Below are 18,701 nucleotides of genomic sequence, written 5' to 3'. Positions count from 1 at the left end.
AAGAGTAAAGCAGACATATAACCGATCTTTATCTGCCTTTAAAAACTGGTTTCCGCTTTTCCCTGAAAGCAGCAAGTGCCTCATTTCGGTCTTCAGTATTCAGCACTCTTCCATATGCTTCAGCTTCATAAAAAAGCCCCTCTTCAAGTGTGACGCTGCGTCCAAAATTGATGGCAGCTTTTGATTCTTTTAGTGACAGCGGCGCATTCTGATTTATCTCTTCTGCAATTTCCAAAGCCCTTTCCAAAACTGGTCTTCCTTCAACAACCTCACTGATCAAACCGATGGATAAAGCCCTCTCTGCGGTTATCTTCTTGCCGGTAAAGATAAGCTCTTTTGCGTGCAATTCACCGACTGCTCTTAAAAGTCTTTGTGTTCCTCCCACACCAGGGATAATTCCAATTTTGACTTCGGGAAGACTGAATAAGCTATGGGAAGCTGCTATTCTTAGATCACAGGCAAGAGACATTTCCAATCCTCCGCCAATGCATAAACCGTTTACTGCCGAAATAACAGGCTGAGGGAGACTTTCAATTTCACGATAAGTTTGTCTGGCTTTGTCCAGATAATCCTGTACCTCCTGGGGGCCCATGTTTATCCTTTCTTTTAAATCTGCCCCTGCAGTAAAAGCAATAGAGCCTGAGCCTGTAATAATGACTGTTTTATATGAATCAGATTCCTTAATTTTTATGAGTGAATCATGCAGCTGCAAGAAAGTTTCATAGTCCAGCGCATTATAGCCATTTTCCCTATAAAGCTGTAAAATAGCCGTTTCTTCGTTTTCTTTAAAAATAATACTCAAAAATATTCACTTCCTTGAAAAACTGATTATTGAACTTTATATTCCAATATTAGATGGCTTTTACCATTCCACCGTCAACCAAGAGAGAAGTACCGGTAACAAACGAACTTGCATCTGAAGCCAGGAAGGCAACTACCTTTGCAAATTCTTCCGGATGGCCATAGCGTCCTAAAGGAATCGTCTTCTTAGAGGCTTCTTCAACTTCCTCGCGTGTTTTCCCCTGATTTTCCGCTTTCATTTGATCCAGAAAAGCTACCCGATCAGTCGCAATTCTGCCAGGAGCTACAGTGTTTACCAGGATATTATAAGGTGCCAGCTCTTCTGCCAGGCTTTTTGCAAGTCCGACAACTCCCAAACGGAATGTATTCGATAAAATAAGACCTGGGATTGGAGTCTTAATAGAGGATGAAGCAATATTGATAATTCGTCCCCCATCTTTCTTTAAGTCAGGAAGGGCAGCCCTGATCAGCCTAACATAGCTTAGCAGATTTAATTCAAATGCGTTTTGCCAATCTTCGTCGTTAAATTTCTCAAACGTCCCCCCTGGAGGTCCGCCTGCATTATTGACCAGAATATCAATCTTTCCTAATTCTTCTTTTGTTTTTCGGATAAGGGCCTCTATCTCCTCAGGTTTTGTTATATCGCAAGGATAATAGGATATTTTCCCTTTACCCAATCTATCAAGCTCTTCTCTTGCTGTTTGAAGCTTATCTTCATTTCGGCTCGTAAGCATGACGTTGGCACCCTCTTTGGCCAATTCTGATGCTATCGCTTTTCCTAACCCCTGGCTTGATGCAATAACCAATGCTACTTTTCCTGCTAGATTAAGTTCCATTAAAAAACCGCCTTTCTTTAATCCCCTACTATTAATTTTAGGCCCTGTTAAACCTGCCTGTTCATCCAACTCCAATTAACAATGAGCTTTCACATGCCTTTACTAAATTATTGCTATTCTTAATTATGGCAGCCTAGTTACACAGAATTGTTCATCATGACCCAGAACTTCTGCTTTTACATGCTTCCCGGAAGCTACCTCTAAAATCTCCTGATAAATTTCATTTCCCATTTGTTCTAATGACTTTTCACCAGTTAAAACTTGGCCTGCGTTAATATCGATATTTTCCCTCATTTTTGTGTAGGTTTTCGGATTGCCTGTGATTTTTATTACTGGCACACCTGGAAACCCTGTAGGTGTTCCCCTTCCGGTTGGGAATAGAATAATTTGGGCTCCTGCTGCCGCTTCCCCTGTTGATACTTCACCATCGTGGCCAGGAGAATCAAGTAAAAATAACCCTTTTTTATCTGGCTGATGCCCATATTGAATGACACCTGAAAAGGGAGAATTGCCGGACTTTTTCATGCTGCCAAGAGACTTCTCAACGACGCTTGATAATCCGCCAGCATAGTTTCCTGTAGAAATTAAGTGGGTTCTGTCTTTATTGCTTGAGTTCTGTGTCTGTCTTCTTAGTTTTTCTTCTGTACGATAAATCGTTTCCCTAATTTCCTTTGCTACATTTTCATTAATCGCTCTTCTTGCCAAGATATCCTCTGTTCCGATTAATTCTGTAATTTCACTTAATATTGAAGAGCCTCCCTGTGACACAAGTTTATCCGAAGCTATGCCCAAAGCTGGATTTGCAATTAATCCGGATGTCATATCAGAACCCCCGCAGTTAAGTCCGATCATTAATTCACTTACAGGAACCTCCTCACGAACCTGCCCGGAGGCAATTTGCTGCATTTCCCGTGCAATCTTGCTTCCTTTTTGAATCGCTGCCAGAGAATCTCCTTCCGTTTGAATAATGACTGTTTCCAGCATTTTATTTGCTGGAGCAATCCCTTCTGCTAATTCATAGGGAGAAAATCTTTCACATCCCAAACCTACCACTACAACTCCGGCAAAATTGGGATTTTTCCCAATCGCTATTAGCGTTTTAGCAGTAACCTCTAAATCCTCCCCAACCTGGCTGCATCCCACTGGGTGCCTAAAATATACGCTGCCTGGCACCTGATAAGCTATTCTTTCTGCCACTTTTGCCGAGCAAAAAACAGATGGGATAATGGCTATTTGATTACGGACGCCTACAGTTCCATTTTTTCTCCTGAATCCCATAAATGTATCTGCCATTATGATTTCATACCCCTTTCACAGTACATATTATGGTTATGAATATAAGCTCCCTTTTGAACACTGACCAACATTTTTCCAATTTCCTCACCATACTTTAAAACGCTTTCATCTTTTTCAATATCAAAGATTGCCAGTTTATGGCCAAAAGCTATATCTTCAAGGAGCGTTACCTCTTCCTCTTTGTCACTGAAGCGCAAAAAACACATTTCCCCTTTTTTCAGGTCAGTGAGGGCAACCGCCACATTATCTGAAGGATCTATAACAAGAGCAGCTTTTTGAAGATTAATAGTGTTTTCCATGTTAACCTCCTAGTTAACTATACTGGTGGACAGTCAATTTCTTTAATATGTCACCGCTCTCGTCAAATGTCAGCTGATGAGAACCTTTTATAGTAAACTTACGATTTGATCTCTTTAACTCCTCTAGAACGGGAGAAGTTGCAAATATTCGATTTAAATGGAGTGTATTAGGAATTTGGACAAGTTTAATAGTCCCCTTGTCAATTTTCGGACCTAGGCTGTAAATGGCTGTTTCTACTGTTTCTTTTTCTGTATCATAAATCATTGGCAGCATCGCGCGCCTTAAATATGTGGCTGTTAGTGCATTTGTGTATGTAGATTTGCGGTCCATTTTATCCACCAATCTTTGTGTTGTAAAATCAGCCAATCCAATTCCTTGAGCGTTGCCAAAGGACCTTTCTGCCAAGTCCAGAACCGCCAGTTTGCTTACAGCAGGAAATTTCGGTTCCTCTACCCCATCAATTCGCCATCTTCCGATAATATTAGGGTCCATTCCCGTACCGCTAAAGCACTTACCCATTTCTTCAACCAGCAGAAGGTCAATATTATTGACTGGCAGGCTCGGCATCATGGACTTAGAATAATGAAGAAGTTCCTCTTCCTTGGAATGCCAGCTTTCCACTGTTACACCTGCTATATCAGCCGTTTCATCATATCCATTTTCGATAATGGCCAATCCCATTAAAATTGGACTATGTTGAAGAGCAAAAGATGAAACTTCTTCAATATTTTCTGCCATCTTTAAAGCGCCATCACTGTGAACAAAAGAAGCTCCCTTAATCTTCCCCAGGCCAATTGTGACCATTTTGCTCAAGCCGCTTTCCACTCTTCCTCTAAAAGCTGTGTGTGCTTTAATTCGGTTAATAACCAGGATTCCATCAGCATGATACGCGATTTTATCCATATAAACCGGCTGCCCTTTTGGTGTATGTCCCAAAAGCTCAACGTCCATGGAAGAACGGATTTCTGCACCAACTGTTTCTTCAGTAATGCCCAAATGTTTAAGCACCTCTACCTGGCCTTCTGCTGTCGCCCCCCCATGGCTGCCCATTGCAGGAACCAGAAACGGCCTATACCCTAAATTTTTTAAAAAAGTTGCCGTTTCTTTAAGAATTAGTACGATATTTGATATTCCCCTGCTCCCGGCTGTAATCGCAATCTCTGCTCCTTTAGGCAAATGTTCAGTACGCAGGTATTGATTTAGTTCACTATGAATTTTCCCTTTTATATCGGTAAGTCTATCATCTGGAAACTGCTGTTCGATTTCAAAAAGCTCAAACATCTCTTCACTCCCTTTCAATTTCAATCAGTTTATTATTTATGGAAAAAAGTTAATCATATATACCAAGTATAGAATATTTCTGAAAATTATGTCAATGAATTATTGACTTTCATTAATAATATATAAAATTTTATAGAAATTACTAATAAAATAAAATATAATTATATTCATAATTTTCAATTAGTGTTTTTAATTTTTGGCACAATTTAGATTGGAGCTAATGACTTGTAAATTCTAAGAATGGTTTTGCTTCCCCGCATGCTATGCGAGTTTCTCAATGATAACCAATCGGGAGAGAAAATTAATAGGTAAGCCTGCAGGAACAGACCGCCGAGAGCTCCCCGGAATAACTCAGACTGTAGATTTCACCAACGAAAATCTACAGACAAGATTAATAGAACTAAAATTCTATAAAAAAGGAGAATAAGATCATGACAGAAGAAATTAAAAAGAAGAAATTGACCTCTTATGGAGATAAAGGGTTTAGCCAGTTTATTAGACAAGCCTTTAATAGACATCTGGGATATGACCCGGAGGATTTTAATAAACCGGTTATTGGCATTTGCAATACAAAGAGTGAAATCAATCGGTGCCATTCCCATATTGAACCTTTAATTACTGCTATTAAAAACGGCGTTCTAATGGCTGGCGGAATCCCTTTAGAATTTCCTACTATATCTTTGGGTGAAATAAATACTAGCCCAACCACAATGCTTTATAGAAATCTAGCTGCAATGGATACAGAGGAAATGATACGTGCACAGCCTATTGATGGGGTTGTATTAATTGGGGGATGCGATAAAGTTACTCCATCTCAATTGATGGGTGCCGCCAGTGCTGATATTCCTTCTATTCTTATTACAGGAGGACCGATGAATAATGGCGAGTATGAGGGCCGAACGCTGGGAGCTTGTTCGGACTGCAGATATTTCTGGCAGGAATATCGCGGAGAAAAAGTAAATGATCAGGAAATTGAAGAAATCAATAAAGCGCTGGCACCCACTGCCGGACATTGTATGGTTATGGGGAGTGCCAGTACGATGGCGGTTTGTGCAGAAGCGATGGGAATGATGCTTCCTGGCGGTGCTGCCATACCTGCAACACATAACCGCAGGCTCGAGCATGCTGTCCAAACTGGGAAAAAAATTGTTGAATTAGTAGAAAAAGATATTACCCCTTCACAGATTATTACAAGGAAATCAATCGAAAATGCAATTCGAATGCTGATGGCTGTCGGGGGATCGACGAATGCCGTTATCCATCTAATAGCTATTGCAGGGCGTCTGAATATTGAACTGCCATTAAATCTTTTTGATGAATTAAGCCGAACCACTCCATTTATCGCCAACTTGCGCCCAGCTGGCAAGTATCAAATGGAGGACTTCTTTAAAGCGGGCGGGGCCCCAGTTGTCTTAAAAGAGCTGGAATCATTGCTGCATACCGATGAATTAACGGTCACTGGACAAACCATGGGTAAAAACCTGGAGAATATCAAGTGCTCAGATACATACCGCGATATTATTACACGGTTTGAAAAACCATTGCATGGTGAAGGCGGCATAGCCGTATTAAAAGGAAACCTTGCACCCAATGGAGCCGTCATAAAACCAAAGGCAGCTTCCAAGGAGTTATTAAAACATAAAGGCCGTGCAGTCGTTTTTTCTTCATTAAAGGATCTTGAAGAACGAATCGATGATCCGGAGCTGGATATCTTACCAGATGATATCATGGTGCTGCAAAATGCAGGACCGGTAGGCGGTCCAGGTATGCCTGAGGCAGGAATGCTTCCGATCCCGCAGAAACTCCTAAAACAGGGGATCCGTGATATGATTCGCATCTCTGATGCGAGGATGAGCGGAACTGCCTTTGGAACAGTTATACTCCATGCAGCACCAGAAGCAGCTGCTGGGGGTCCAATCGGACTGGTTAAAACCGGAGACATCATTGAACTCAATGTAGAAGAACGTATTCTTCAGCTGCATGTACCAGAAGAGGAATTGGATAAACGGCGTTCGGAGTGGCAGCCACCATCATTTCTTGAGAGGGGCTATGCATCCCTATATCAAAAGCATGTTCTCCAGGCTGATCAGGGCTGTGATTTTGACTTTTTGCTATACAAGCCAAATAATGATTAATAAAAATGGCTGTGCCCGTTATGGGCACAGCCATTTTAAATTAGTTCACTTTTAAATCCCTAACCGGGTTGGCCAATGTTTCGAATCCATCAATCTGGCATTCTACTACATCCCCATCCCGTATGACGACTGCTCCTGGTGTACCGGTAGAAATAATATCACCAGGAAGAAGTGTCATAACTTTTGAATGGAAAGAAACTAAGTGCCAAGGATTAAATGTCATGTTTGAAACAATGTTTTTCCGGTGCAATTTTCCGTTGATAACAGTAGAAACATTTAAATTAAGTACATTTTCGACTTCATCTGGTGTCACTAACTGCGGTCCAAAACTAAAGAAAGTATCAAAACTTTTCGAACGGGTCAAATAGCGGGGATTTACCTGTAAAATATCTTCAGCTGTCATATCTATAATCGTTGTAAATCCAGCAATGACATTGGGGGCATCTTCTATGGAAACGTCCTTGCATTCTTTGCCGATAATGACACCCAATTCAGACTCTGCTGTCGTACGGTTCGATTGATGAGGTATCTTTATTGCATCATTTGGACCAATAATGGCTGTTGTTGGCTTCATAAAGCTTGCCGGCTCTGTATTAGGGGCAGACTCGCTTAAGTCAGCAGCATGCTCCACATAGTTTAGCCCTATCCCCCAGATCTTTTTTGGGAATCTGTACAATGGACCATATTCAATAGTGCTTGCTGGTATCACTTCATAAAAATCTTCAATCAAGCTTTTTCCGTCTTTATTATACCAGTCTGTCAAATGTTTTAGCTGGCCTGATTCAATAATATCAAGGAGATTTGAAGCCCAGTTTAAATTCAGGTTTTTATTGATGGCTTCTATTAATATTGCTCCCTGTCCAGTAATAATTGCTGCTTTCTCTTCTCCAAATCTTTTTACAGTAGCTAATCTCATAATTTCATCTCCCTATAAAATGGCTAAGCAATTAAATTGTTGCTTTTTCATTTCTTTCTTCGATTTCAATCCCTTTTTCCTTTAAAATTTTATCCACCCATGACCTATCCCACTTTCCTTGCCCAATGGCACGGAGTATTTCTTCTTCCTTCTCCGACAACTCCGTCGCTTTTTCCAAAATAACATGGGCTTCTCCTTTAGGAACGACAACTACCCCATCATCATCACCGATAATGACGTCACCAGGTGACACGGGGACGTTTCCGCAGCTAATAACTGTGTTAATTTCACCCGGTCCTTCCTTATATGGCCCTCTCGGTGTAGATCCTTTTGCAAAAACAGGCAGCCCCAGTTTGGCAATTTGCATTCGATCCCGGATTGCTCCATCTATTACAAACCCGCCAACCCCTTTCGTTTTTGCATAGTAGGACATGATTTCACCTATGATGGCATGTTCCGTATCACCGCTTGCATCAACAACAATAATATCTCCAGGCTGGGCAAGATCCATTGCTTTATGTACAAGTAAATTATCCGATGGATGTGTCCTTACTGTCAATGCTCTCCCAGCCATGTGGACACCGGAAATATTGACTGGTTTAATAGCATAATTCATAACTCTCATTCTTCCCATTACATCTCCAATAACAGGAGTAGAAATATATTTGTAGCCATCTATTATACTCTGATCCAGCCGTCCAAAATCTTTAATTACACGATAGCCTGTGTTTCCCATCTAACCGCCTCCTGGATTGAATGTTGAGGAAGGATCTTAAAGTCAAAATCATTTTACTGATATTAGAGATTTATTTAATAGGGATGGCGGTGTTTCGCCAGATACTCCCTTTACGAGGTTTTCTGCAGCAAGTAACGCCATTTTAGTTCTTGTTTCTGCAGTAGCTGAACCCATATGCGGCAGTGTAACGGCATTTTTTAACTTTAGGAGCGGGTGATCAGGATTAATTGGTTCTTCACTATAGACATCAAGCCCTGCCCCTGCTATTTTTTTTGTATATAAAGCCTTCACCAGCGCTTCTTCATTCACGGTTTCACCCCTGGAACCATTTATAAAAAACGCGGTTTTTTTCATCAATTTAAATTCAGGATAACTGATTAAATTTTTCGTTTCATCCGTGAGCGGAGTCATTAAACACACAAAATCCGATTTGGACAAAAGCTCTTTAAGCTCAGCTCTTTTTGCACCATATCGTTTCTCGGCATTTTCATTCCTGCTTCGGTTATGGTACAAGATTTCCATATCGAACCCGAGGCTTGCCCGCTTGGCAATAGCTGAGCCGATTCTGCCCATACCGATAATCCCCAGGACTTTATGATGGACATCTGTGCCAAATAAATCCTCGCCGATAAGCTTTTCCCACTTTCCATCCTTTACAAATCTATCCATTTCACAAATCCTTCTTGATGCAGAAAGCAATAAACCGAAAATGGTATCAGCCGTTGTATCTGTTAAAACATCAGGTGTATTAGTCGCCATAATTCCCCTTCTTGTAAGCTCATCCATATCAAAATTGTTATATCCGACTGATGCATTGCAGACAATTTTTAATTGAGGGGCTTTATCCAGCAATTCTTTGTTTATGCTCATACTGCTGCCGATCAGCCCTTGAGCATCGCTTAAGTCCTTTAAAAACTGCGGATTTAACCAGTTGTCCAGATTTTCATAATAGCTCACATGACAATGTTCCTTAATATAAGCAAGTACTGTATGAGGAATCTTTTTATAAATAATAACTTTTGGTTTCATATATGCTCCTTAATCATTCTTTTATAGATTGCAGGGTTATGAAATTTCGCAGGATTCTGCAAGAAGTTCAACTAAATGGACCGCTTCTGTTTTCTCATTCATTTTTTCCCTATCAATTCCCAGCTTCATTTGAAGTAAACACCCTGGATTCGTTGTAACAATGACATGCGGGGCTGTTTTCTTCATATCAATCATCTTTTCATCCAAAATCTTCATAGATTCTTTATAGTTTACGATATTATAAACTCCAGCTGACCCGCAGCACATATCTTCATTTTCCATTCTTCTTATGGACAATCCTTTAATTGATGACATTAGTGCAAGTGGCTCTTTGTCTACCTTTTGAACATTTTTCATATGGCAGGAAGGCTGATAGGTTGCAATCTTATCAATCTCTTTTTTGAGCGGCAATTCGAGCTTGCTTAACAGAACGCTAATATCAATACTCTTAAGAGCAAATTTGTCTGCCCTATTTTTCCATTCTGGTTCATCCTTAAGAAGATGGCCGTATTCATTCAGCATGGCACCGCAGCCACCAGCATTGTTAATCAAATAATCATAGGTTACATTTTCAAATGCGCCAATGTTTTTCTTTGCAAGTTCTTTTGCCAGGTTCACCTCTCCGCTATGGCTATGAAGGGCCCCGCAGCAGGTTTGTTCGGGTATAATTGTGACTTCACAGCCTCCTGCCTGCAAAAGCTTCATGCTTAAATCATTAATTTTATGGAAAACGGCATCCATTACACAGCCGGTAAAAAAGGCAACCCGGTATTTTACTTCACCATTCGGTTTAAGAATCTGCAGCCGTCTCTTTCTTGCGGCCGGACTGGGTACAGCAGGAATAACATTATCAAATGCTGCTAAATTTTCAGGAAGAATGTTTATCAACCCTGTTGAATGGGCAACACTTTTCAAGCCAGTTTTTTGATAGAACCAAAGCAAATGTCCCGCCATCGTTAAATTTTGTTTCTTTGGGAAGAACTGGTTATACACCATGTTCTTGACTGTTTTTCCCGTATAGGACATCTTCTGCGTCTTTTTCTGTTGTAGAACTTCTTTTGCTGATTCCAAAATGGCGCCATATTGAACATTGGTCGGACAGACTCTCTCACAGGCCCTGCATCCTAAACATAGATCTATTGGCTCCATCAATTTGTCTATAGAAATTTTTCCTTCAGCAGCCATTTTTACTAGATTTATTCTGCCTCTTGGTGAATGAGTTTCCTTTTTCATTGTTTTATAAGTAGGGCAAGCTGGCAGGCAATAGCCGCATTGAACGCAATTAAAAGTTTCATTGTAGGCCAGGCTTTCAACTCCATTCATTCACTTAACACCAACTTTTGACCTTTTTCAGGAAAAATTTTCCCAGGATTCATAATATTATTAGGATCCCAGGCCTGCTTAATTCGCTTCATCATATCAACACCATGCTCTCCTAGCTCAAGCTCCATAAATGTGGCTTTCATGGTGCCGATGCCATGTTCCCCAGAGAGTGTTCCCCCGAGCTCTACAGCAGTCTTAAAGATTTCAGCTACCGCCTTTTCAACCCTGACCATTTCTTCCTTATCCCGTTTATCACAGATTATATTTGGGTGTAAATTTCCATCTCCTGCATGGCCAAAAACAACAAGAGAAACATCGTACTTTTTCTTAATATCATTTAATCTCTTGAAAAATTCGGGAATTTGGCTTCTCGGAACAGTAGCATCCTCTGATATTTTGGTAGGTTTTGTTTTTACAATGGCTGGTGAAACCAGTTTACGGGCTTTCCAAAGTTCTTTCGCTTCATCTTCTGTATCGGCAATAACCGTTTGAATGGCCCCAGTAAGGTCCATAATTTCTTTGACTTTAATGATTTCATCCCTGATTGCAGATGGGTGTCCATCCAATTCAATTAACAGGATGGCCTCAGCATCCAACGGCAGCCCGAGCGGCTGATAATCTTCCACGGCCCTAATGGATGCCTGATCCATTAACTCTATTTTCGAAGGAATGATCCCTGAGCTTAGAACTTTAGAAATAGCCTTTCCAGAGCTGATAAGGTCATCAAAAATGGCCATCAATGTCTCGGAAGCCGGGGGCTTTGGCAACAATCTCAAAGTTGCTTCAGTAATTACGCCAAGGGTGCCTTCTGATCCGACAATCAGCTTTGTCAAGTCATAACCGGTAACGTTCTTGACTGTTCTTCCCCCTGTCCGGATAATATTGCCTTCAGGCGTTACAAATTCAAGACCAAGCACATAATCCTTTGTTACACCGTACTTTAAACCTCGTGGACCACCCGAATTCTCCGCAAGGTTGCCTGCTATTGTGGATATATTAGAACTGCTGGGATCAGGCGGATACATTAATCCGTATTTATTCGCAGCTTCATCAATCCTTGCCGTAATAATTCCAGGGGAAACAACAGCGACCAGATCATCTGGATCTATTAGTAAGAGATCATTCCATAGCGAAACATCGAGCACTATCCCGCCTTTTACCGGCAGGGGACCACCACTTAAGCTTGATGCACTGCCTCTTGGTGTAACAGGAACTTTTTCTTTATTGGCAATTTTCATGACCTTGGAAACCTCATCAGCTGAAGTAACCTGGACAACAAATTCAGGCAGAAAGCTTCCAAATGAGGCATCAAACGAATAGCTGCAGAGATCTTCTATATTAGAAAGAATTCTATTTGGATCTGTAATAACCTCTTTTAATTGCCGATAAATATTATCCGCATTTTCCAATGGATATCTCCTCCAGAAAGAGGGAGCCAAACATTAGCTGCAAATATGACCTCAGCTATGTTTTAGTGCTCCCATATCAAATAAACCTCTTAATCAGCTTATCTTTCATACTTTCACTTAGGGTACTTTCGATGCCTTCCCCTTGCTCACCGTCAATAACAATTGTAAGCTCCTCCACATTCTTCCTCCTTACGGATACTGGATATTGTATCCCTTTTAAATTTTAGAAATACTGTTAATCGACAGCTCCCTTTCCGCCATCTACATTGACTGATGTCCCCGATACGTATGAGGCTGCATCAGAAGCTAGGAATGCAATAACCTTTGCTGCCTCTGAAGTCTCTCCTATCCTTCCAAGCGGAATATCGTGTCCGGGATCCGTCGAGAACTCTTCCCATGTCAAGTGGCTTGCATTCTTTTTCCACTTCTTTTCTTCAATCTGGCTGCTGCGAATTAATCCAATACAGACTGTATTAACCCGGATGGAGTATTTCCCAAGATCTCTGCTCATAGCTTTCGTCAACGCAATCCCTGCTGCTCTGGTAGCCGATGTAGGCAGGGACGAAGCAGGCGGTGCTTTTCCGATTACTGCAGTAATATTTACAATGGCTCCCCCGCCGTTTATTTTCATATGCTTCACGGCCGCTCTTGAACAATTTATCCCGCCAAACAGCTTTAAACCAAAATCTTCTTCCCACATTTCTTCATTTACCTCTTCAAAAGCATGTGCAGATGATGTTCCCGCATTATTTATCAAAATATCAATAGCCCCATAATGGGATGCTGTTTCTTCAATTAATTTATTGCAATCCTCCGCTTTGGAGACATCAGCCTGTATAGCCAAAATCTTCTCTCCAGTCTCCTTATAAATGAATTGGACAGCTTCGTTTAATGCTTCTATTCCCCGTCCGCAGATTGCCACTTTTGCTCCTTCATTTACTAGCTGAAAAGCTGTTTCAAAGCCAATTCCCTTGCTTCCGCCTGTGACAATAGCTACCTTTCCCTTTAATCCTAAATCCATCCAAAAACTTCCTTTCATAGTTTATAAGAATTGAAGTTAGATAATTCCTTCCTCTCTTAACCTGGCAATCTCGTCCTTGCTGATTCCCAGCTCCTTCTCCAAAAATTCCTCTGTATGTTCGCCTAATAAAGGAGGGGGATTTTTTGTTTGTATTTCCAGCCCTGAAAACCTTATTGGGCTCTTCACCAATTTTATGGTTCCAAGTGTTGGGTGTGATACCTCTTCAACCGTTTCCCTTGCTTTAACTTGAGGATGTTCAAAAACTTGTTCAATGTTATTAACCGGTCCGGCTGGTACACCCGCATCCGAGAGCAAATGAAACCACTCATCAGCTGTTTTACCGGAAAAAACCGCCTGGATTTGGCTTGTTAATTCATCACGATTTTCAATCCGTTTGTTATTGGTTATATATTTTTCATTTTCTGCCCACTCGGAATGCCCTAAAACGTCGCATAGCTTTTTATATAAACGATCATTTCCTGCACATACCATCAACGGTCTGTCCTGGCATTGAAAAACCTGATAAGGAACAATGTAGCTGTGGCTGTTTCCAATTCTTTCAGAGATGGAGCCTGTATTTAAATAGCTGCTTGCGACATTTGCAAGGGAGCTTAATTGAACATCCAATAATGAAATGTCGATATGCTGCCCTTCTCCTGTATGATCTCTTAACCTTAGAGCAGAAATGATGCTGATGGCAACGTATTGAGAAGTCATTATATCAACAACAGGAACTCCTACCCTCGTTGGTTCTCCATCGGGGAAACCGGTGACATCCATAATACCTCCAATAGCTTGAATCACGGGGTCAAATCCAGGTTCATGGCTAAAAGGGCCTGTTTGGCCGTATCCTGTTACAGAGCATAAAATGATGCTTGGATTTTCTTTTTTTAGTTCTTCATACCCAAGGCCCATTTTTTTCAATGTTCCAGTTTTAAAATTCTCTAAAACAACATCAGCGTCCTTAACCAGTTTTAATAATAATTCTTTTCCTGTTTGATCCTTCAGGTTCAGTGTAATGGACCTTTTATTTCGGTTCGCGCACATATAATAAGTGCTTTCTCCCTCAATAAAAGGTACCCAATCCCTCATACTGTCAGTTCCTTTTGGTGATTCAATTCGAACCACATCTGCTCCCAGGTCTCCTAAAATCATTGATCCGCCCGGACCAGCATAGACCCTTGATAAATCCAGTACCTTTATATCCTCTAATGGCTGTTTCATGTGTATTCCTCCTATGTAAAGTGTTTTTATATTTATTTATGGAACGAAGAGTCAATGTCTCAGCAAAAACTTTTGATCAGGTTCAGGAAAGATTTTTGCGGGATTCAGTATATTATTAGGATCCCATGCCCGCTTAATTGATTTCATTAATTCAATCCCTTCTTTACCTACTTCCAGTTCCATAAAGGGTGCTTTCATCGTTCCAATCCCATGTTCGCCGGAAAGGGTTCCCCCCAATTCGACTGCAGCTCTGAAAATTTCTTCAACTGCTTTCTCAGCTCTTTCCATTTCCTCCTGATTACGTATATCCGCCACAATATTTGGGTGAAGGTTGCCATCACCTGCATGGCCGCAGACCACTAAGCTGACATTGTATTTTTCCCTGATCTCTTTTAATCTCTTAAACATCACAGGAATTTGGCTCAAAGGAACGGTTGCATCTTCCGATATTTTTGTAGGTTTTATACGAGTAATGGCAGGAGACAGTAATTTTCTTGCCTTCCACAATTGGCTGCTTTCTTCACCTGAATCGGCTATTTTAACCATCTTAGCTCCAATCTCCCTGCACTTTTCGGCTATTTCCATAATTTCTTCTTTTGTTGCTGAGGGATGCCCGTCGACTTCAATTAAAAGAACAGCTTCCGCATCAAGAGGAAGCCCGCTGGGTGAATATGCTTCAACTGATTGAATACATCCCTAGTCCATTATCTCCAGCTTTGAAGGCAACAGTCCGGAAGTAAGGATTTTGGAGACCGTTTCTCCTGCTGTTTCAATATCTGCAAAAGCAGCAAGAAGCGTTTCGTCGGATTTTGGTTTAGGAATAAGTTGAAGGATAGCTACAGTAATAATTCCAAGGGTTCCTTCCGATCCAACCAAAAGTTTAGTAAGGTCATAACCAGTTACATTCTTCATCGTTTTTCCGCCTGTCCGGACGATCTCCCCTTTAGGGGTTACCACTTCCAAACCAAGAACATAATCTTTTGTGACACCATATTTCAAACATCTTGGTCCCCCGGAATTTTCCGCCAGATTGCCGCCAATGGTACAAATGGATGAGGAACTCGGGTCTGGCGGATACATTAACCCGTATTCTTCGGCGGCTTTGTGAATATCTGCAGTGATAACACCAGGTGAAACAATAGCAATTAAATCATCAGGGTGAATTTGCAATTTGCTCTTCATCTGGGATAAATCCAGGACAATCCCTCCCTTAACAGGCAATGGTCCGCCTGATAAGCTAGTGGATTGTCCCCTGGGGTAAATGGGGATTTTATTTTCATTAGCAAATTTAACAATGCTGGAGATTTCACGTGTTTGGAGAGGCTGGATGACCACTTCAGGTTTAAAGCTGCCAAAAGAGGCGTCAAACGAATAACTTAATAGATCAATGTCCTCAGTCAAAATACGGTTCCGATCAGGGATGATCCCATATAGCCTTTCAAGAAGATCCGAGTCTATTTTTCTATATGTCATAAAGTTCCCCCCTCTTTTTATCATCCATGTTTGGCAGCTGCACCCTAATCTGGCAGCATTATTTATTGCACTGCACTCTCCTGCTTAAACTTCTATCTTCCGCCGCTGACTGTTATGATTTCACCCATCATATAGTTAGCAGAATCGGATGAAAGAAACCCTACAACCTTTGCAATATCCTCTGAAGTTCCTGCTCTGCCAATTGGGATGGTAGGCACAATGCGGTCAATCCGTTCCTGAGTCGAATATTTATCCTGAAAAGGTGTAAGGATAAATCCAGGGGCAATTCCATTCACTAAGATTCCGTGTGGGGCAAATTCCTTTGACAGGCCAACAGTAAGAGTGTTAACTGCACCTTTTGCTGATGCATAGTGAATGCTTTCACCAGGCCCCCCAAGCCTTGCAGCTACTGATGAGATATTTATGATCCTTCCTGTCTTACGGGGCACCATATGCTTTAGGACTGCCTGTGATACGAGAAATACACTTTTTACATTGACATCGTAAGTTTTTTGCCAAAGCTCTTCATCAATATCTAAAAAAGAACTGCGTTTTATGGCTGCTCCTGCGTTATTTACTAATACATCTATTTGTCCAAAAGCTTCTATTGATTCCTCTACCAGGTTTTGAACCTCTTTCTTAACGGTTATATCTGCTTTAAAGATCAGGCACTCACTGCCTGCATTCTCTACTATTTGTTTTGTTTCTTGAGCACCACTTAAATTTGAATTATACGCTGCAACAACTTTATATCCTTTTTCTGCTAATTCCTTTGCCGAAGCCTGCCCGATTCCCGAACTGCCTCCTGTTATTAAGGCAACCTTTTTTTGATCAGTATTCATAGCAATCCACCTTTTGACTATTTATAATTTTATGGCTGCAAATTAATTGCAGCCATAAATTAAATTGCATTAACCTGATATGTTGCTTGTTGTTTCACTTACATCATTATTTTTTTGATCTTTAATATTAATTGAGGACATTTTTTGCCAAATGATAACGGCAGCTAATATCGACAGTCCTAAAATGTCAGTCAATAACGTTGGCTTTATCATCAAAAATGCTGTAACAAATAGAGCAATTCTTTGAATTAAGTTTGTTCTCGTTACGAACCACCCTTGCAATCCTCCAGCCAAACACACTACACCAATAGTAGATGTAGCCATAGCGATTAAGCTTGAGGCAACAGAGTCACCGTTGAATAAAAGGACCGGATTGAAAAGGAAGAAAAAAGGAATGATAAACCCTGTTATTCCAATTCTCATTGCTTCCATCCCAACTTTGTTTGGGGAAGCACCGGCAAGCCCTGCTGCAGCATAGGAAGCAAGCGCCACAGGAGGCGTTATGTTTGAAAGCGCTGAGTAAAAGAATGCAAACATGTGTGCCGCTAAAGGAGGTACGCCAAGCTTGACAAGCAAAGGTGCCGCAATAGTAGCAACGATAATATAAGCAGCAGTAGCAGGAATACCCATTCCCAGGATGATACTAATTAACATTGTAAGGATAGCTGCAATAATCAAGTTATCTCCTGCCAAGGCAAGAATGTTGTTTCCTAATGTTAATCCCAAGCTTGTCAATGAAATGGTTCCCACAACCACACCGACAATAGCACACGCAATACCGACTCCAATTGCTCCCTTGCTGCCTTCAACTAAAGAATCTACGATCGTTTTAAAGTTCATTCTAGTTGATTTTCTAATCCAGCTTGCCAGAACGGTAGAAATTAAAGCAAATACTGCTGCATATAAAGGTGTTACCCCTGTGCTGAGCAAACCTATTAATATAACAAGGGGCAAGAGCAAATGGCCTCTTTCTTTCAAGACATTGAGCATATTGGGGATATTTTCTTTTGAAATTCCAGTTAGCCCTATTCTTTTTGCTTCAAAATGAACAACCATGAAAACTGTTACGTAATAAAGAAATGCTGGAATAATCGCTGCGAGCATGATGGTTCTGTAAGGAACCCCTAAAAACTCTGCCATGATAAAGCCCGCTGCTCCCATAATTGGAGGCGCGAATTGGCCACCTGTTGAAGCTACAGCCTCTACTGCTCCGGCAAACTTTGATTTATAGCCTGTTTTTTTCATTAAAGGTATGGTCACAGCTCCTGTTGTAACAACATTTGCCACCGCGCTTCCATTTACCATCCCCATAAACCCGCTTCCGATAACGGATACTTTCGCTGGTCCGCCTGCAGTCCAGCCGGCAATGGATAGAGCAATATCATTAATGAAGTCTGTAAAACCGCTGTTTTTCAAAAATGCCCCAAATAAAACAAATAAAAAGATATAGGTTGCAGAAACACCTAAAGCGATACCGAATATCCCCTGGCTGCCCCAGAACATAATATCCGTAACGCGTTCAAAACTAAAGCCTACATGGCCGAGTGTACCTGGAATATATGCGCCTATGAAATTATAAATTAGAAAAACAGCACAGATGATTGTGAGTGCATTCCCGACAACCCTTCGGCTGGCTTCAAAGACAACAAGGATTCCTATAGCAGCCATGTAATAATCCATCTCAACATGAATACCAAATCTTTCCCTTGCAAAAGTGTCATATGTTAATAGTAAATACCCAATTGAAATGAATGTCAGCAGGATGCATATCATGTCCCAAACAGTCGGCAATTTCCGGCTATTTGCTGATTTTTTTGATGCTGGATAAATGAGGAATGACAGAATAAGCAGAAAACCAAGGTGCCACGCACGCATCTTAATAGCTTCCAAAATCCCCAAACTGCTAGTGTAAAGCTGAAAAACAGACCATATTATCAATATCCCTGTAACTACTTTGGCAGTTACGCCGAGGTAGTCTCGGGTTCTAAATTCACTGTCATATTTTTTAAGGATCTCTTCTTCATTTTGTACTTGGTTCGTTAATTGACTCAACGTTCATTCCTCCTTAATAGATCGCAA

15 protein-coding genes and 1 pseudogene are annotated in these 18,701 nt (G+C 41.0%); 1 reads left to right on the top strand and 15 read right to left on the bottom strand.

What is annotated here, in order from left to right:
* Positions 1-28 precede the first annotated feature (28 nt).
* The 5 genes from J7I93_RS16585 to J7I93_RS16565 all read right to left on the bottom strand — a co-directional run bounded on the left by J7I93_RS16585 (position 29) and on the right by J7I93_RS16565 (position 4,514).
* On the bottom strand, positions 29-802 hold the full coding sequence (locus J7I93_RS16585) for an enoyl-CoA hydratase/isomerase family protein (protein WP_214727000.1): 774 nt from the start codon (positions 800-802) through the stop codon (positions 29-31).
* A gap of 49 nt (positions 803-851) precedes the next feature.
* Positions 852-1,637, bottom strand: coding sequence for an SDR family oxidoreductase (locus tag J7I93_RS16580; RefSeq protein WP_214726998.1), 786 nt, complete (start codon positions 1,635-1,637; stop codon positions 852-854).
* A 123-nt stretch (positions 1,638-1,760) separates the two neighbouring features.
* Positions 1,761-2,930 (bottom strand): UxaA family hydrolase, encoded by a 1,170-nt coding sequence (locus tag J7I93_RS16575; protein WP_214726997.1) that lies wholly within the window; start codon positions 2,928-2,930, stop codon positions 1,761-1,763.
* Positions 2,930-3,232 carry a UxaA family hydrolase gene (locus J7I93_RS16570; RefSeq protein WP_214726996.1) on the bottom strand — a complete coding sequence of 101 codons (303 nt, stop codon included), beginning with the start codon at positions 3,230-3,232 and terminating at the stop codon, positions 2,930-2,932. The genes J7I93_RS16575 and J7I93_RS16570 overlap by 1 nt, the downstream gene beginning before the upstream one ends.
* Positions 3,233-3,245: 13 nt before the next feature.
* Positions 3,246-4,514 carry a nickel pincer cofactor-dependent isomerase, group 22 gene (locus J7I93_RS16565; RefSeq protein WP_214726995.1) on the bottom strand — a complete coding sequence of 423 codons (1,269 nt, stop codon included), beginning with the start codon at positions 4,512-4,514 and terminating at the stop codon, positions 3,246-3,248.
* Between the two features lie 431 nt (positions 4,515-4,945).
* On the opposite strand from J7I93_RS16565, the gene J7I93_RS16560 reads away from it, so the two are divergent.
* Positions 4,946-6,649 carry an IlvD/Edd family dehydratase gene (locus tag J7I93_RS16560; protein WP_214726994.1) on the top strand — a complete coding sequence of 568 codons (1,704 nt, stop codon included), beginning with the start codon at positions 4,946-4,948 and terminating at the stop codon, positions 6,647-6,649.
* Positions 6,650-6,689: 40 nt separating this feature from the next.
* Here J7I93_RS16560 and J7I93_RS16555 read toward each other — a convergent pair whose 3' ends face one another.
* From J7I93_RS16555 to J7I93_RS16510, 10 genes and pseudogenes are all read right to left on the bottom strand, one after another.
* Positions 6,690-7,565: a fumarylacetoacetate hydrolase family protein gene (locus tag J7I93_RS16555; protein ID WP_214726993.1), complete on the bottom strand. Its 876-nt coding sequence runs from the start codon at positions 7,563-7,565 to the stop codon at positions 6,690-6,692.
* Positions 7,566-7,596: 31 nt separating this feature from the next.
* The gene (locus J7I93_RS16550) at positions 7,597-8,301 is read right to left on the bottom strand and encodes an RraA family protein (protein ID WP_214726992.1); all 705 of its coding nucleotides are present in this window, start codon (positions 8,299-8,301) and stop codon (positions 7,597-7,599) included.
* Between the two features lie 48 nt (positions 8,302-8,349).
* Positions 8,350-9,330 (bottom strand): 2-hydroxyacid dehydrogenase, encoded by a 981-nt coding sequence (locus J7I93_RS16545; RefSeq protein WP_214726991.1) that lies wholly within the window; start codon positions 9,328-9,330, stop codon positions 8,350-8,352.
* A 36-nt stretch (positions 9,331-9,366) separates the two neighbouring features.
* Complete coding sequence (locus J7I93_RS16540; protein WP_214726990.1) at positions 9,367-10,653, bottom strand: (Fe-S)-binding protein; 1,287 nt, start codon at positions 10,651-10,653, stop codon at positions 9,367-9,369.
* Positions 10,650-12,062, bottom strand: coding sequence for an FAD-binding oxidoreductase (locus J7I93_RS16535; protein WP_214726989.1), 1,413 nt, complete (start codon positions 12,060-12,062; stop codon positions 10,650-10,652). The genes J7I93_RS16540 and J7I93_RS16535 overlap by 4 nt, the downstream gene beginning before the upstream one ends.
* Positions 12,063-12,297: 235 nt before the next feature.
* On the bottom strand, positions 12,298-13,083 hold the full coding sequence (locus J7I93_RS16530) for an SDR family NAD(P)-dependent oxidoreductase (protein ID WP_214726988.1): 786 nt from the start codon (positions 13,081-13,083) through the stop codon (positions 12,298-12,300).
* Positions 13,084-13,119: 36 nt separating this feature from the next.
* On the bottom strand, positions 13,120-14,307 hold the full coding sequence (locus tag J7I93_RS16525) for a CaiB/BaiF CoA transferase family protein (RefSeq protein ID WP_214726987.1): 1,188 nt from the start codon (positions 14,305-14,307) through the stop codon (positions 13,120-13,122).
* A gap of 51 nt (positions 14,308-14,358) precedes the next feature.
* Positions 14,359-15,780 (bottom strand): annotated as a pseudogene (locus J7I93_RS16520) (FAD-binding oxidoreductase).
* Between the two features lie 92 nt (positions 15,781-15,872).
* Positions 15,873-16,622: an SDR family NAD(P)-dependent oxidoreductase gene (locus J7I93_RS16515; protein ID WP_214726986.1), complete on the bottom strand. Its 750-nt coding sequence runs from the start codon at positions 16,620-16,622 to the stop codon at positions 15,873-15,875.
* 69 nt (positions 16,623-16,691) lie between these two features.
* Complete coding sequence (locus tag J7I93_RS16510) at positions 16,692-18,674, bottom strand: TRAP transporter permease (RefSeq protein ID WP_214726984.1); 1,983 nt, start codon at positions 18,672-18,674, stop codon at positions 16,692-16,694.
* Positions 18,675-18,701: the final 27 nt, after the last annotated feature.

This window comes from Bacillus sp. ISL-47 (assembly GCF_018613175.1).
GTDB lineage: Bacteria > Bacillota > Bacilli > Bacillales > Cytobacillaceae > Cytobacillus.
The sequence above is the reverse complement of the archived record's forward strand: the minus strand, read 5'-3'. Positions and strand labels throughout refer to the sequence as shown.

Excerpts from the sequence above, each read along its gene's own strand:
- J7I93_RS16580 (WP_214726998.1), bottom strand. The coding sequence starts at position 1,637 with ATGGAACTTAATCTAGCAGGAAAAGTAGCATTGGTTATTGCATCAAGC.
- J7I93_RS16575 (WP_214726997.1), bottom strand. The coding sequence starts at position 2,930 with ATGGCAGATACATTTATGGGATTCAGGAGAAAAAATGGAACTGTAGGC.
- J7I93_RS16570 (WP_214726996.1), bottom strand. The coding sequence starts at position 3,232 with ATGGAAAACACTATTAATCTTCAAAAAGCTGCTCTTGTTATAGATCCT.
- J7I93_RS16565 (WP_214726995.1), bottom strand. The coding sequence starts at position 4,514 with ATGTTTGAGCTTTTTGAAATCGAACAGCAGTTTCCAGATGATAGACTT.
- J7I93_RS16560 (WP_214726994.1), top strand. The coding sequence starts at position 4,946 with ATGACAGAAGAAATTAAAAAGAAGAAATTGACCTCTTATGGAGATAAA.
- J7I93_RS16555 (WP_214726993.1), bottom strand. The coding sequence starts at position 7,565 with ATGAGATTAGCTACTGTAAAAAGATTTGGAGAAGAGAAAGCAGCAATT.
- J7I93_RS16550 (WP_214726992.1), bottom strand. The coding sequence starts at position 8,301 with ATGGGAAACACAGGCTATCGTGTAATTAAAGATTTTGGACGGCTGGAT.
- J7I93_RS16545 (WP_214726991.1), bottom strand. The coding sequence starts at position 9,330 with ATGAAACCAAAAGTTATTATTTATAAAAAGATTCCTCATACAGTACTT.
- J7I93_RS16540 (WP_214726990.1), bottom strand. The coding sequence starts at position 10,653 with ATGAATGGAGTTGAAAGCCTGGCCTACAATGAAACTTTTAATTGCGTT.
- J7I93_RS16530 (WP_214726988.1), bottom strand. The coding sequence starts at position 13,083 with ATGGATTTAGGATTAAAGGGAAAGGTAGCTATTGTCACAGGCGGAAGC.
- J7I93_RS16525 (WP_214726987.1), bottom strand. The coding sequence starts at position 14,307 with ATGAAACAGCCATTAGAGGATATAAAGGTACTGGATTTATCAAGGGTC.
- J7I93_RS16515 (WP_214726986.1), bottom strand. The coding sequence starts at position 16,622 with ATGAATACTGATCAAAAAAAGGTTGCCTTAATAACAGGAGGCAGTTCG.